11 protein-coding genes are annotated in these 15,778 nt (G+C 40.8%); 10 read left to right on the forward strand and 1 reads right to left on the reverse strand.

Annotated features, from left to right (window positions below; genetic code table 11):
• Positions 1–160: 160 nt before the first annotated feature.
• From H5163_RS10050 to H5163_RS10080, 7 genes are all read left to right on the forward strand, one after another.
• The gene (locus H5163_RS10050; RefSeq protein WP_145238328.1) at positions 161–1,750 is read left to right on the forward strand and encodes an alkaline phosphatase; all 1,590 of its coding nucleotides are present in this window, start codon (positions 161–163) and stop codon (positions 1,748–1,750) included.
• Between the two features lie 11 nt (positions 1,751–1,761).
• A complete protein-coding gene (locus H5163_RS10055) occupies positions 1,762–3,552 on the forward strand; it encodes an alkaline phosphatase (RefSeq protein WP_145238331.1) in 1,791 nt (596 codons plus the stop codon).
• Positions 3,553–3,672: 120 nt separating this feature from the next.
• Positions 3,673–4,383 (forward strand): hypothetical protein, encoded by a 711-nt coding sequence (locus H5163_RS10060; RefSeq protein WP_182735043.1) that lies wholly within the window; start codon positions 3,673–3,675, stop codon positions 4,381–4,383.
• A 278-nt stretch (positions 4,384–4,661) separates the two neighbouring features.
• Entirely contained in the window at positions 4,662–5,327 is a 666-nt protein-coding gene (locus tag H5163_RS10065; RefSeq protein ID WP_182735044.1) for an SDR family oxidoreductase, read from the forward strand.
• Positions 5,328–5,454: 127 nt separating this feature from the next.
• A complete protein-coding gene (locus tag H5163_RS10070) occupies positions 5,455–5,817 on the forward strand; it encodes a hypothetical protein (protein WP_182731668.1) in 363 nt (120 codons plus the stop codon).
• A gap of 4 nt (positions 5,818–5,821) precedes the next feature.
• The gene (locus tag H5163_RS10075; protein WP_182735045.1) at positions 5,822–8,155 is read left to right on the forward strand and encodes a fatty acid cis/trans isomerase; all 2,334 of its coding nucleotides are present in this window, start codon (positions 5,822–5,824) and stop codon (positions 8,153–8,155) included.
• Between the two features lie 123 nt (positions 8,156–8,278).
• The gene (locus H5163_RS10080) at positions 8,279–10,006 is read left to right on the forward strand and encodes a response regulator (RefSeq protein ID WP_182735046.1); all 1,728 of its coding nucleotides are present in this window, start codon (positions 8,279–8,281) and stop codon (positions 10,004–10,006) included.
• A 5-nt stretch (positions 10,007–10,011) separates the two neighbouring features.
• Here the strand turns inward: H5163_RS10080 and H5163_RS10085 are convergent, their stop codons facing one another.
• Positions 10,012–10,629, reverse strand: coding sequence for a hypothetical protein (locus H5163_RS10085; protein ID WP_182735047.1), 618 nt, complete (start codon positions 10,627–10,629; stop codon positions 10,012–10,014).
• A 145-nt stretch (positions 10,630–10,774) separates the two neighbouring features.
• Here H5163_RS10085 and H5163_RS10090 point away from each other — a divergent pair, with 145 nt between their 5' ends.
• The 3 genes from H5163_RS10090 (at position 10,775) to H5163_RS10100 (ending at position 15,773) form a co-directional block, all read left to right on the forward strand.
• The gene (locus H5163_RS10090) at positions 10,775–12,217 is read left to right on the forward strand and encodes an ATP-binding cassette domain-containing protein (RefSeq protein ID WP_182735048.1); all 1,443 of its coding nucleotides are present in this window, start codon (positions 10,775–10,777) and stop codon (positions 12,215–12,217) included.
• A 498-nt stretch (positions 12,218–12,715) separates the two neighbouring features.
• Positions 12,716–13,498, forward strand: a complete 783-nt coding sequence (locus tag H5163_RS10095; RefSeq protein WP_220494570.1) for an RES family NAD+ phosphorylase — start codon at positions 12,716–12,718, stop codon at positions 13,496–13,498.
• A 592-nt stretch (positions 13,499–14,090) separates the two neighbouring features.
• Positions 14,091–15,773 (forward strand): SUMF1/EgtB/PvdO family nonheme iron enzyme, encoded by a 1,683-nt coding sequence (locus tag H5163_RS10100; protein ID WP_145238352.1) that lies wholly within the window; start codon positions 14,091–14,093, stop codon positions 15,771–15,773.
• The last annotated feature ends 5 nt before the right edge of the window (positions 15,774–15,778 follow it).

Below are 15,778 nucleotides of genomic sequence, written 5' to 3' on the forward strand. Positions count from 1 at the left end.
CCGCTGAATCATTGTAACGTTATGATATAACAAACAAAAATAATGTAACTTTTAATTTTTATGTAACATAAAGTCACTTTTTAAGTAACAAAACCTACCTAATATGATGCTCTCATTACTACAGACATTCTTGACCAAATCGTATCAATGGAACTTAAAAATGAAAATTAATAAAATTGCGACTGCAATTGGTTTAACACTGGCGTTGTCAGCGGGTGCTAATGCAGGTGTGTTACCTGATAACCAAATGAAAAGTGATTGGTATAGCGCTGCACAGGCTAAATTAACCTCTAAAGAAACGATGGCTAATGCAACACCAGCCACTAAAGCAAAGAACGTAATTCTATTTGTTGGTGATGGCATGGGTATATCAACCCTCACCGCAGCACGTATCCTTGCAGGCCAAAAACAAGGCGCTTTAGGAGAAGAGGGCTTTTTGAGCTTTGAAGAATTTCCGTATTCGGCACAAATAAAAACGTATAACGTCGATGCGCAAACACCGGATTCAGCAGGCACCATGACGGCTATTATCTCAGGTGTTAAAACGGATGTTGGTGTTATTGGTGTTAACGAAGACATTGAACGTGGCAAATGTGCAACTGTAGCAGGTAATGAATTAATTACAGCTACAGAGCTTGCAGAAATTAAAGGCCTAGCCACAGGTATTATTTCTACTGCACGGATCACCCACGCAACGCCAGCTGCAACGTATGCAAAATCAGCTGATCGTAATTGGGAAGACATTTCCGACATGCCTGCAGATGCAGTCACTGCAGGTTGTGAAGATATTGCGTCGCAATTAGTTAATTTCGAAAAAAATCTTGAAGCGCGCTTTGCGGGTGTTGATGTTGATGGTCTAGAAGTGGTGATGGGTGGCGGCCGTCGTCATTTCTTACCAAAAGATGCTGCATTTAACTCTAATGATGCTATGAGTGCAGTCGAAGGTGATCGTACTGATGAACGTGATTTAACAGCGCAATGGCAGCAAATGTATAGCGATGGTAAATACATTACTGATCAGGCCGGCTTTGACGCAATAAATGGCGATACCAAACGCGTATTTGGATTATTTAATGAATCGCATATGCAATATGAAGCGGATCGCAGTAATGATATTGCAGGTGAGCCTTCATTAACGCAAATGACGACTAAAGCGATTGATATCTTAAAGAATAATGAAAAAGGGTTTTTCCTAACGGTTGAATCGGGTCGTATCGATCACGCCCACCATGCCGGTAATGCTTACAACGCATTAAATGACACAATTGAATTTGCCAATGCGGTAAAAGCAGCAGTAGAAAATACCGATCCAAATGAAACACTTATTTTAGTCACTGCGGATCACAGCCATGTATTTACCATTGCTGGCTATCCAAAACGCGGTAACCCAATTTTGGGTCAAGTTGTAGCAGTAGGTCGCGATACTCCAACCCTTGCAGCTGACGGTATGCCTTATACCACAGTCGGTTACGCAAATGGCTTGGGCTTTAGAGATTTAGGTGATGAAACAGATGCAGACGCTTCATATTTAGCCGCAGCAGTTGCTGGGCGTGTTGAATTAAGTGGTGTTGATACCTTAACACCGGGCTTTCATCAAGAAGCAGCAGTCCCACTTAGCTCGGAAACTCATGCAGGTGAAGATATTTCATTGCATGCTAAGGGCCCTGGGGCACAGTTGGCACAAGGCGTTGTGGAGCAAAATGTTATTTTCCACATTATCAGTCAAGCGCTCGAACTAATAGAAGAATAATGGTGATTACAATGAAAAAACTTAACTTAATATCTCTTGCTGTGGTTGTTGCGTTAGCGGGTTGCTCTGATGATGACGATAAAATTGAGTCACTGACGGTTAAAAATACGCTTGCAGTTGGCTCTGAGCAATGTATCAATGGTGGCATTGAAACCCTAACAGGTGACGACAGCAATCAAAATGGTGAGCTTGATGCAGATGAAGTAACTACAACCACTGTAGTGTGTAACGATGCTGAAACTTCATTGAATCCACAACAGTTAGCGCCGCTTACTACCAATACTTGGTATAAAGAAGCACACACTAAATTAGCTAGTAGCCAAGATAATATTGCTAATATTGTTAAAGAGTCTGGCAAAGCGAAAAACGTCATTTTGTTTGTTGGCGACGGTATGGGGATTTCAACAGTAACAGCTGCGCGTATTTTAGCGGGTCAGTTACAGGGCAAAATGGGTGAAGAACATCAGTTAAGCTTTGAAACACTACCGTTTTCAGGGTTTGCTAAAACTTATAATGTTGATGCACAAACACCTGATTCTGCAGGTACGATGACAGCAATGGCATCAGGCGTAAAAACTGATGTCGGTGTTATTGGTATTGATGAAGCAGTGGTTAATGGTAATTGTTTGTCAGGTAAAGGCCATGAATTAGTAACGTCATTAGAGCTTGCGGAAATTGCAGGTAAATCAACGGGACTTATTTCAACGGCACGTATTACCCATGCCACACCAGCTGCAACGTATGCAAAAGCGGCAAACCGCAATTGGGAAGATGTTTCAGATATGCCTGAGTCGGAAGCGGCTAATTGTGAAGATATTGCATCGCAACTGGTTAACTTTGAAAAGAACTTAGAAGCGCGTTTTGCTGGGATCGATGTTGATGGTCTTGAAGTGGTAATGGGTGGCGGTCGTCGTCATTTCTTACCAAAAGACGCAGCATATAATTCAGCTGATGCAGTAAGCTCGGTAGAAGGCGATCGTACTGATGGCCGTGATTTAACTGCTGAATGGCAAGCTCAGTATCCAAATGGTCAATACGTAATGGATCAAGCAGGTTTTAATGCGATTGATGTGACTAACACTAAACAAATTTTTGGCTTGTTTAATGAATCTCACATGCAATACGAAGCTGACCGTGGCAATGATATTGCGGGTGAACCATCGTTATCAGAGATGACAGCAAAAGCACTGGATGTATTGGATAACAACGAGAAAGGCTTTTTCTTAACGGTTGAAGCTGGACGAATTGACCATGCTCACCATGCGGGCAATGCCTATAACGCTTTAAGCGATACCATTGAGTTATCAAAAGCGGTGCAAGTGGCGCTTGATAAAACCAGCATTGAAGATACGCTGATTATTGTCACTGCCGATCACAGCCATGTATTTACTATCGCAGGCTACCCAAAACGCGGTAATCCAATTTTAGGTAAAGTGGTTGCCGTGGGTGAAACCGAGCCAACACTTGCTGCCGATAATATGCCATACACCACTGTAGGCTATGCTAATGGTGGCGGCTTTAGAGATTTAGGTCAGGAAACGGATGCTGAAGTAGGTTACGACTTTGCCCCAGTAACCGGTCGTGTTGATTTAACCGATGTGGATACGCAAAGTCCAGGTTTCCACCAAGAAGCACTTGTGCCGCTGTCATCTGAAACTCATGCGGGTGAAGATGTTGGTGTTTATGCAATTGGCCCTGGTGCGCATTTGGTAACAGGTACTAACGAGCAGAGCTTTATTTTTCACGTGATGGATTATGCAGCTGACTTAGTAAAACAAGCGGATGCTAAAGTTACAAATTAAGTAATTGTCATGTAATACGCTTTACTAAAGAGCAACTCAAAACTGAGTTGCTCTTTGTCATTAATCTGCAAAATAAACACATTACAGTGACCCACGGTATTAAATCGAAAAGAGAATCCAGTGAAAAAAATTATCCTATCTTTAGCGTTAATAAGTCCATTGGCCAGTGCCACGCAGTGCGCGTTGGACAGTCAATATGTGCAAGCAAGCTATCAGGTTAGTAAGCAAGTTGCGGGCAAAGCTGTAGCTGAATCTCAACAGTTTACATTATGGCGAACACCCCATCAGGTTGCAGAGCAAGGCCTTGAATTAGTTGAAGTGTGGCAACAGTTGAGTAATCAGCAAATTCGGCCAATTCGTTACTTTCAAACACCGCAGCGTGGTATTGAATATCAACCTTCAGAGGTGCAAGGTCAGCAAGATTGGAGTACTAAATACCAATTAGTTAGTGATGATTTTATTGCTAAGATGACTTTAACCGATGAGCAAGGTGATGGCTGCAAGAAAATACAGCATTATCAATTAGTGCAAGGTGATACTACGATTGAGCTTGCATGGTTGGTAAATCAAAAGCTGGTAGGCGCAATGAGTATTAGTAAACCGCAACTTACTCAAACATTAACGTTGGGCACTGTGGACTTTAAAAAAGCTCCGATACAGCAGCAATTTGCCCTATGGGATGCTTATCAAACGACTGACTATGCGGATATCGGTGATAACGAAGGCGACCCATTTTTAGCCAAAATGATTAACTTAGGATTTATCGAGCATGGTGCGTCGGGCTTTTATGATGCTAATGGTAAAGCGCTTGGTGGTGGGCATAGCCACTAAAAAGAGCCGAGTGTTAAACGGCCAAGTTCCAGTTTCAAGATTAATAGCCAGATGGAAAGGTTTGTGTACCACCAACCGATATTCCCGAATTGGGCAGCTTTAGTGTGATCACCGCTCAACAAGGGCGGTGTTTTCAATTATGTTCTCCTTCATAAATGATCTGAAATGCAGCTAGTTATGCTTAATTTAATTGACTAAAAAAGCACTCAGGTGCTTTTTTTATTTTTGTTTGCCCCAAACTCTCAGTTATAGAGTGTATATAGAATGGGAGTAAAAGTATGGCAAAGCACGTGGTAATTACAGGTGCAAATCGTGGCATCGGTCTTAATTTATGTCAGCAATATTTAGCAAAGGGATATCAGGTAACTGCAGTGGTACGAAGCCCTAGTGCCGAACTTAAAGCGTTAGATGTAACTGTGATCAGTAATATTGATGTTGCCAATGCAGCAGATATCGAAACGCTTGAGAGCCAATTGCACGGTCATAAGATTGATGTGTTGATCAACAATGCCGGTATTTTCCATAATGAAAGTATGGCAGAGATGGATTTTGATACCATCAATCAACAAATTGCGGTCAATGCGGTAGCACCGATCCGAGTGACTCATGCTTTGATCCACAGTTTAGGTGTTGATGCTAAAGTCGCTATGATCACCAGCCGTATGGGTTCTATTGCCGATAATGGTTCTGGTGGTTATATTGGTTATCGTATGTCAAAGGCTGCACTTAATGCCGCATCAGTGAGCTTAGCTCATGAATTAAAAAGTAAAAAAATTGCTGTTGGTTTATTTCATCCGGGTTTTGTGCAAACGCAAATGGTTAATTTTGCAGGCGATATCTCAGCAGAGGAATCTGCACAGCGCTTAACACAGCGTATTGATGAACTAAATCTCAGTAATAGCGGTGGTTTTTGGCATTCAAATGGTGAAACCCTGCCTTGGTAAATAATATTTAATGTAGGTTATCTTTAATAGCTAAACAGGCTGTAAATCAGCAGTCAGTTTAGCTAAATTTAATTAATTTTTGCTATAATGCTGTCATATTAACGATTTAAGTATTTGAGAGCAGCACATGGAATTAGAGCAAGATAGTAGTTTAACCCTTCCGTTATTTCTTTTTGATGAGACCTTAAATGAGCGAGATTTATCGACTCCAGATCTCTCAATAAGCGTACTTTTAGATGACGATTTACTGACCCAGCTTTGTCAAAATCCAGCACCGGATAGCAGCATTGCTATTACTATTTCAGATTATATTGTAGAAGCCCATAACCCGGCGTTTGCAGACTTAGCAAGCGATGCACATCAAGCACAGCTAACTTTAACGCGTGGACCATTATTGAGCGCAGTACTCGAGACCCAATCAGAGCAAACATTTGTGTCCCCACAAATGGATATGATGCCGACGTTTGACTTGGGCGATGAGGACGAGTAATTCGATGAGAAAGTCTTTTTTGCTGAGTGCACTAATTATTGTGCTCAGTGGCTGCGCTTATTTAGGTGCCGCTCATTACAATGAGCTATTCGGGCCAGAGCAAACACAGCAGCGTATGGTTGAACATAACTCAGGTAGCGGTGCTGAGTTTTTACAACATGTACAACCGGTGATCGAGAGTCGCTGTGTGGTTTGTCATGGCTGCTATGATGCACCATGCCAACTGAAACTTTCATCTCCAGAAGGAATTGACCGCGGCCTAAGTAAGGAACGTGTTTACAATGGTACTCGTTTATTAGCATCGACTCCCAGCCGCTTACTTTTTGATGCAACGAATACTAGCCAGTGGCGTGATAAAGACTTTACCCCTGTATTGAATGAACGAGCGCAAACAGAGCAAGCAAATCTTGCTGGTAGCGTGTTGTACAACAGTTTAGTTTTAAAAATGAGCTCACCGCTACCAAATGATGAGATTCTAGGTGATGAGTTTGATTTTTCTCTGGATCGCTCGCAAAGCTGCGCCACTATAGGAGAATTTGACAGCCTTGCCAACAGTCAACCTCATTCCGGGATGCCATATGGGTTACCTGGTATTTCGCGTACTGAATTTAAGCACCTTGAAAAGTGGCTTAAAGAGGGCGGTAAAATGGCGCATATTAAACCGCCAAGCAAAGCTGCTTTAGCTCAAGCACAACGCTGGGAGAGCTTTTTAAACCAAGACGATTTAAAGTATCAATTAACAGCACGTTATGTGTTTGAACATTGGTATTTAGCGCATATTTATTTTGCTCAAGATGATGAAAAAAGCTTTTTTAAATTGGTGCGTTCGAGTACGCCACCAGGGCAGGACATTGAGTTAATAAATACCCGCCGCCCTTACGATGATCCTAAAGTGGAACGTGTGTATTATCGCTTAATGCATGACCGTTCGACTATTTTGGCAAAAACGCATTTACCACTGGCACTGAATGACAGTAAGTTAGCGCGCTTGTACAGCCAGTTTATTGCGCCTGATTATCACGTTGAAAGCATGCCAAGTTACTTGCCAGAAATAGCATCCAACCCATTTAAAGTGTTTGCCGACATGCCGGTTAAATCTAAATATCAATTCATGCTAGATGAAGCTGAATTAATTATTATGGGCTTTATTAAAGGGCCTGTTTGTCGTGGTCAAATAGCGTTAAATGTTATTAATGATCATTTTTGGGTGGCATTTGCTGATCCTGCTAAAGTTGCAACGCCAGAAGTGGGTGAAATGCTGCTACAACATGAAGATGCCTTGGCATTGCCAGCGGCTGAAGAAAGCAATACTTTAGCTATATCTAGCTGGGTCAAATACGCCAAACGTCAGAATACTTACCTTAAAGGCAAGGTTACGTTGGCAAATAGTATGTTCAAAAATGGTGAAAACCTAACCACCGACCTATTATGGCGTGGTGACGAGGTAAATGATAATGCTGCTCTGACTATTTTCCGCCATTTTGATAGTGCGACTGTGGTTAAAGGTTTTATTGGCCAAGAGCCAAAAACCATGTGGGTATTAGATTACGCACTTTTTGAGCGGATACATTATTTATTAGTTGCCGGGTTTGATGTCTACGGTAATGTTGGCCATCAGTTGATCACTCGTTTATACATGGATTTTTTGCGTCTAGAAGGCGAGCAAAACTTTTTAGCATTGTTACCTAAGCCACAGCGTAAAGAGTTAAAAGCAAACTGGTATCGTAAAGCACCACCGAGTTTAACTAATTTCTTTGAAAGTGGTGATAAGTTTAGTCAGCCAACAGGAATTGACTACAAAACACAGGATCAACAACACGAGTTATATGGCTTAATTAAACAAACGCTAAAACCGGTGTTAAGTCCGCGCTTCGATTACACACAAGTACCAGAGCCGTTACAGCAATTAAATAATATGCCTGCAAAAGCAATTAATTTACTGCCGCAAATCTCGTTTATATTAGTGAAAGACGGTGCTGCAGAGCATCAAGCGTATACCGTGATCCATCACAATGCTCATTATAATATTTCTAGTTTATTGAACGAAGAAGGGCAGCGCGCTTATGCAGAAGATACAGTCACCATTGTGCCTGGTTTTATTGGTGATTACCCTGAAACAATTTGGTATTTGAATAATCCACAACAACTTGCATCATTTGCCGAGCAACTACCATTGATGCAAATAGAAGCCGATTACAGAGCATTAAAGAGTCAGTTTGCAATTCGCCGAACACATCCGCAATTTTGGCAATACAGTGATATTTTGCACAAAGTTGCCAAGCAATACCGTGGTGTGGAGTACGGTTTGTTTGATTATAATCGTTTAGAAAATCGTTAATTATAAAAGCAAAATTAATAAACCCCGCATTTAAGCGGGGTTTATTTTTTTCATTAATATCATTGCTTAAAGTGTCGCTTTATCCCCTTTGGTCTACACTTATTAAAAAAAATAGGGCCTATTATGATTCAAATTATTGCTAATATTCGGTCGCGTTATCGTTGGGCGTTATTAGCGATAGCGATTCTCTCGAGCGCGAGTGCTCTGCTTATTCAGTTTATGTTTTTTGTGCAAAAAGATGATGCTCATATTATCAATGTTGCGGGTAAGCAGCGGATGTTGTCACAAAAAATCGCTTGGCATAGTAATGCCTTGGTTACTGAGATTGGTAGCAATATTAAATTACACCGTGATGTATTAGCTAAAGCGAGCGCAGAGTTTAGATCAGGGCATGAATTTTTAGTGCAACAGCATTCTAATGGCGATTATTTATATTTAGACGACCAGTTAGTTGCTTATTATTTTTCATCACCAATTAACCTTGCGCAAACGTCGCTGGCGTATTTGGCTAAAGTGCAGCTACTGTTAAATGCTCCTAGTGCAAATACAGCAGAAAAGCGATTTAAAGTTGCTGAGGTTGAACGCTTGCTCAAGGAGCTTGATGGTGCAGTCACGCTATTTGAACAACAAGCAAAGTTCAAAACCCGAGTGCTGTCCAACTTAGAGCTGGCTTTTTGGCTATTAACTTTAGTGTTGCTATTCATTGAGCTGAAATTTATATTTCAGCCTATGGAGCTGCAAATTACCGCTGCGATTAATAAATACCAACAGCAAAAGTTGCGAGCAGAGCAGATAAGCACTTATAAAGAGCGCTTTATCGCACGGGCAAGTCATGAATTTAGAACACCGCTACAAGGGCTGGTAGACTCGATTGAGCAACTTAAGCTATCAGAATCTCAGCAAGCATTGCAAAAACAAGCAAAATATTGTGCCAGCAGAATTGTAAGTATGCTGGATGAGTTATATGAACTACAGCAGTTTAATACTGGGCAATGGCAGTTAAAATTTATCAAGCGTAATTTAATAACCACGCTTGAGTCGGCTATTACACCTTTTCAGTTTGCCTGTGATAACAAACAGTTAAAGTTTGAAGTAAAACTTAGTCCTGAGTTAGATCGCTATACAGAATTTGATCATTTACGATTGCAGCAAATCATTACCGAGCTACTTAGTAATGCCATTAAATTTACTAGCACTGGACAGGTTTCAATATCCGTTAGTTACCAAGATGGTCATATTAAAATAGTGGTCGCTGATAGCGGCGTTGGTTTTGCTCAATGCTATCCATATTTAAATCATCATAGCATCGAACAGGGCAATGATTTTCAGGGCTTACAAACCGGTTTAGCGCGTGTGCAACATATTGTCAGTGCTATGCAAGGCGGCATTGAGTTTAAAGATGTCATACCGCATGGTGCACAGATTAAGATCCGTTTGCCATTATCTAAAGCTGCACTACTAACGAAGCAAGGCAACTTACCTGCACAACTGCATTGCTTAATCGTAGAAGACAATTTATTAAACGCGACAATTTTATCGCGAATTTTAACCGAGCTTAATTACACGGTTGAAGTTGCTGAAAACGGTTTAATAGCAACACAAAAAATTGCTGAAAGTGAGTTTAATGTGATTTTTATGGATTTGAACATGCCGGTGATGGATGGCTTTCAAGCGATTGATATTATCCGCCAAGAACTAAATTCAACGGTTCCGATCATTGTGATCACCGCCAACACTGCGCCAAGTGATTTAGAGCGAACTTATGAACTTGGCTCTAATGTACATGTTTATAAACCATTTTCGGTTGCGGATATTAAAAAAGCCCTCATGAATGTATTTAACGAGGGCTGATAATTTTAGTGGCTGATTTTAATATCACCTACACCGACTTTAACGTTAATGCGGTATTGGCCGTCACCGTTATATTTACTAGTTGAGGTGACCAGCTTACGGCTATGTTTAGCATCATTTTTCATGCCTGCTATTTTGGTGTCGCCAACACCACTATCTAGGGTGATCGTTTGATAGTCAGCTAACGCGCTGCTGATCCTTACTGCGCCCACACCGACATCGATGCTGGCAGTATTAGCAAAATTATTTACTTCAATATCGCCCACACCTAGCTCTAAATCTATCGCCATGGTTGTTGGTATACTTACTAGCCAGCTTTGTTGCACATCGTCATTATCAATCGAGAGGCTCAGCTTATCGCTACTTTGTTGATGTTTTAAAGTGATATCTTCAAGTGCAACATCATCACTAAACCAATTATCATTTTTCGCTTTTAGCTCAATCGACACGGTTACTTGGTTGCCTTGATGGGTGCTAAGGTCTAGGCTGCCAACGGGCACGTTGATCGCCAATGCCTGCTTGGCAGTGACATCAAAGGTCTGTTCAATTTTTTGCTCAGCATGAGCAGCTAAACTACTGGTTAATAAGATTACGGCTAAACTAGAGATACTAAGTGTATTCATTATTTTTACTCGTTGTTAATGGCTTTATAGATTAGACGTTAGCAGATTTAAAAAGGTTTAAACCGCGTGAATTTTATTCTATAGCCATGCTAATAAAAGTCATGTATTTTCAAACTAATTAATTTAAGAGCTAAAAAGGATCGCTGTGCAGTCAATTAAACTCAATAATGTGGCGGCTAACCTTGGTACCAATGAACGCGAAAGTTTTCTCGTAAGTAATCTAACTTGGCAGGTTGAGAGCGCTCAGCATTGGGTGCTGCTTGGCGGTAACGGAGCAGGAAAATCAGCCATAACAGCAGTATTACTCGATCAAGCTAATATTGTCAGTGGTACACGAAGTTGTGATTTTAAGCGTACAGAAATAGTCTCTTCAGATCTGCAAAAGCAATTGATTACTGCTGAGTTATTAGCTGATCAAGACGACATCACCGATGGTAAAACCAGCCCTAAATTGGTGTCAGAGCTGATTTATCAGCAATCAGGCCCATATTTTGATCAACAGCTATGTCAGCAGTTAATTACAGGGTTTGCTTTTGAGGCATTGCTTAAGCAACGTTTGCGCGCACTCTCAACCGGGGAAACACGTAAACTAATGTTAATTAAAGCATTGAGTAATCGCCCCGAATTGATTGTGCTTGATGAACCGTTTGACGGTTTGGATGTGCAAAGCGTTGAGCTATTACGTAGCGTATTAATCGAACTAAGTGCCAGCATGACCATGGTCTTTGTGGTTAATCGGTTAGATGAAATCCCCGTATTTATTACGCATTATGGTTATGTGAAAAATGGCGAATTACAACAGCAACTAGCAACACCTGACCTTAAGCAGCGCGATGATTTATTTAAATTATTACACCTACAACAAACTGATTTAACGATTCCTAGCAAAGACGTGGCACACAGTGCCCCAGAGTTTAATGAGCCTGAGTTAGTACGGTTGCAAAATGCCAGCATCAGTTATAGCGGTAAGGTTATTTTTAACCACTTAAATTGGACAATCAAAGCACGACAGCATTGGCAGCTCAGTGGTCAAAACGGCTCTGGCAAAACCTGCCTGCTTAATTTAATCACTGGCGATAATCCGCAGTGTTATAACAATGATATTAAAGTGTTTGGCTATCAACGCGGCAGTGGTGAAAGTATTTGGCAAATCAAGCAGCATATTGGCTATATTTCGAATGCTTTGCATATGGAATATCGGGTTAGTATTTCTGCGCTCAATACCATAGTGTCAGGCTTTTACGACAGCATTGGCTTGTATCAAAAGCCAACTCAAATTCAGCTTGATATCGCCATACAATGGTTAGCATTATTAGGTTTGAGTGAGTTAAAAAACACGCCATTTACACAACTGTCTTTTGGTGACCAACGCATGCTATTGATTGCCCGCGCTATGGTAAAACACCCCACATTACTGATTTTAGACGAGCCATGTTTGGGGCTTGATGAAGCCAATCGGCAGCGTGTTTTACTGTTAATCGAAAAAATATGCACCGCAGGCAGTAGCACAGTGATTTATGTAAACCATCATGCGAAAGATAAAATCACCGGGATAGAGCACTATTTAGATATGGCTGATTTTAGGTAAGGAAAAGGTTCTAGGTTTTAGGTACTAGGCGCTAGGAAAAACCAGAGCAGCTCGGCGTTAAATTTATCGCCGTAGGTTGGGTTGAGTGCAACGAAACCCAACAGCCATTCTTGCAAAGTAACTCCGTGATATCAAACCCCCTGTGAAACGCTGAATTCTGCATCTAGAGGTGGTTTGGGTATACGGATAGCAAACAGTTACATAATTTGTTATTAATGAGTAATGTAAATAAGAGAACGCGCCTTTTGTATAAAAGAGGAGCGTGCTCTTTGATTAAATTTTTATATGACAAGGATAGCTCAATGGAAGTAACAGCTCAGGTTACATTTATCAAAATTGATAGACCATCTCATGCATTCAGGTATTTTGGTGATAATTGCTGGCCAAGAATATAATATTCACCTGATTTAGATACTAGTAGTAGAATAATTTTGTGGAAGAACGTCACAAAACTGCTTGTTGTAAGTGTTATGTGTTACTACAAACTAAGGAGTATGAATGAGCTTCAAATCTTGGTTAAGCTATTCTGACTTTTCTAAAAAAGCGTGCTCTAAGTTGCGCTACATTTTAGATCATGAGTCGAGTGAATTTCTAAATTCAATTAATGACACTTGTAATGACAGGATTAAAACCTTGAAATCTGGTTCTGTGGTATGGCGTGCACAAACTGGATGCGATAAGGAAAAGGCTACTGATAGTGCAGAACAAGAGTTCCATGTTGATAAGCGTATTCCTTATTCATTCAAACGAATGAAACCCTTGAGCAATAGCCCCTCAGAGGGGAGAGCGAACTTAAAAGGGAACCCTTGTTTATATGTAGCAGCAGATGCAGAAACTGCGGTACACGAAGTGAGGCCTTGGCCTGGATTACCCGTAACAATCGCTAAATTGCATTTGACAAAGGATATGAAGTTGATAGATTTTTCGGAGACTGCTGAGGCCGAGCAGTACCCATATTTTTACATCGACGAACCTTCTATTGAGCAGAAAATTGACGCTGTGTGGGCTGCGATGGATATTGCTTTTTCTTGGCCTGTAACGGAATCTGATTCCAAATCAGAATATGCGCCGACGCAAATAATATCAGAGTTTATTAAATCGAAAGGGTATGACGGGATTATTTATAAAAGCTCTTTAACTAAAGGGCATAATTATGTCCTTTTTAATTTAAATGATGCGGCAGTTGTTCAGTGTGACTTGTTTGTCGTATCTAAGGTTAAATATGACTTCGAGAGGTTGGATGAAAGCTCATCTTTGACAGCGGAGCGTGGCAACACATAACACATACGAGCCTTAACTCTGGCAATAGGTACTAGTGTTCTTTTTGACCGTTTTTATATAGTGATGGTCAATTCTAAATCAATAAACAAATTCGTTTACTTACTCTAAAGCGCAGCGTCTCTTACCCTCGTTATGAATAATTCAATTAAAGATCTTTTTTCATGGTGCAGTCGGGAGGCCAGCATCGCAGGAAGGGTATTGTGAGTATTTACATAGAAAGCGACGAGCAAACGTGAGTAATTGCTAAAAACCCTTAGCCTAGTATTTAACTTCGTATAAATCCCCAGTCAGTAATTCGCAAGCTGCTAACTTGCAGTCATTCACATGTATTAAATTTAGGTTTTACAGCCCATTGACAGTTTTTTCTGTAAGTAGAATAGATATTGTTGAAAAGTAAATAGAGCAAATTAGTCAGCTTTCTGGTTGTTGTCCTAAATGAGAATATTAAGATGGGTATCACTGTATTCTCGATAAAATTAATCTAGGATTTTTCTATTTAACTCTAAAGGTAGGTTTTTTCTAAGATTAATGCCATTCACTATTTCATTGTTATGGCTTAGTTATACCAATTCGAATAACAAAGGATGTACCAATGAAACTCAATAACTACTTACTTACATTTTGCTGTGCTATTGGCAGCGCTCATCTTCATGCTGACGAATTTGCTAACGCTGGTGGCCATGCAACAACGAAACCGATAGAGCCGATTATGGCCACTATTCCTGCTGGCAGTTTTGCTATGGGATCTACTAAAAAAGAAAGTACCCAGCCTGTTACTAACGTCAATGTTAAAGAATTTAGTCTGGGTAAATATGAAGTCACCGTAAGTGAATTTCGTCGTTTTATTGCGGCAACAAATTATGCTGCACCAAAAGAATGCCGACATGAAATGAACGGGTGGTTCTTACAGTATTCAAAAGGCAACTGGGAAACTAATGCCTTAAATACCAGCGAATTTCAGCCCGTTGTTTGTATCAATTGGCAAGCGGCACAGGCTTATACAAAATGGTTAGCGAAGGAGACCGGTAAGCCTTATCGATTACCAACCGAGGCTGAGTGGGAATATGCCGCTAGAGCTGGCACTAAAACCGATTATTATTTTGGTGACGATCCTGATAATACACAAGTGTGTAACTATGCCAATGTTGGCGATTTATACGGTGAAAGTATCTTGCAGCGCGACAGTAATACTAGCTATTACAACTGGAGTGGCGATATTGCCCATTGTAATGATCACTCAGCTTACGCCAGCATTGTTGGTATGTATGAGCCTAATGCTTTTGGTTTGTTTGATGTATTAAGTAATGTACAAGAATTCTTAGCTGATTGTTATGTGCGAGGCTACAAGCATATCGCTAATGATGGTTCAGCTTACGTAAGTGACGAGTGTGAGCTGCGTGCTGCTCGAGGTGGTAGTTGGCATTGGAGTCATAGTCCGCTATTTAGTCGAGGCGCTATTCCAGAAGATTTTGCTGGCGGCGTTGATGGCTTTAGACTCGCACTTGATGGAGCCGCCCCCAAACTAGCTAAAAGCAGTCAAAAATTTCAACGTGAGTTAATTTTTGCTCAACAACAAGAGCAAAAGCGCCGAGATAATCAGCCTGCTATTCCAGCCCAAGTGACTAATGTTGTATTAACGCAAACAGACGATTCGGTAACGCTAACGTGGGATAAAAGTGAGGACAGTGATGTCGATAGCTATCGTGTTTATCGCAATTTACTTTCTGGTGGTATGTTTAAGTTACTTGCAAGCAACCTGACTCAAACAACGTTTACAGATAAAAATATTGGGCAACATAAATATGACTATACCGTGGTGGCTGTTAAACAGCATCTGCAAAGTCACTACAGTAAGCCGATAACCATTGAACCAGGTTGGATAAGTGTTCCCGGTAAAGTAGAAGCTGAATGGGCAGTCGAATTTAGTGATAGTGTAATTTCTTTTAGCTCTGATGGTGAGCGCTTTGGTAGCGTCTTAACGGGGCCAGATGCTATAGGTAAAAACGCTGTTATTACTTATCAGCTTAATGTCGCCAAAGCAGGGTTTTACCAACTTGAATATCGTGTTGCAGCCGAACGAGATACCAAAGGATTTGACGTCTATAGTAATGAAAAAAAATTGGCTGAAAACCCAGTACTTAAAACCGGCGGTTACGATAAATGGCAAATTCAGCAAGGCTCTCTGGTTAAGTTGAAACAAGGTAAGAATACACTAACCCTAAAATCTCGCGACAATAATTGGAAACTGAATTGGTTATCCTTGAAAGCGAGTTAATACCT

Origin of the sequence: Pseudoalteromonas sp. SG44-8, from assembly GCF_014164125.1 — a bacterium.
Classification (GTDB): Bacteria; Pseudomonadota; Gammaproteobacteria; order Enterobacterales; family Alteromonadaceae; genus Pseudoalteromonas; species Pseudoalteromonas rhizosphaerae.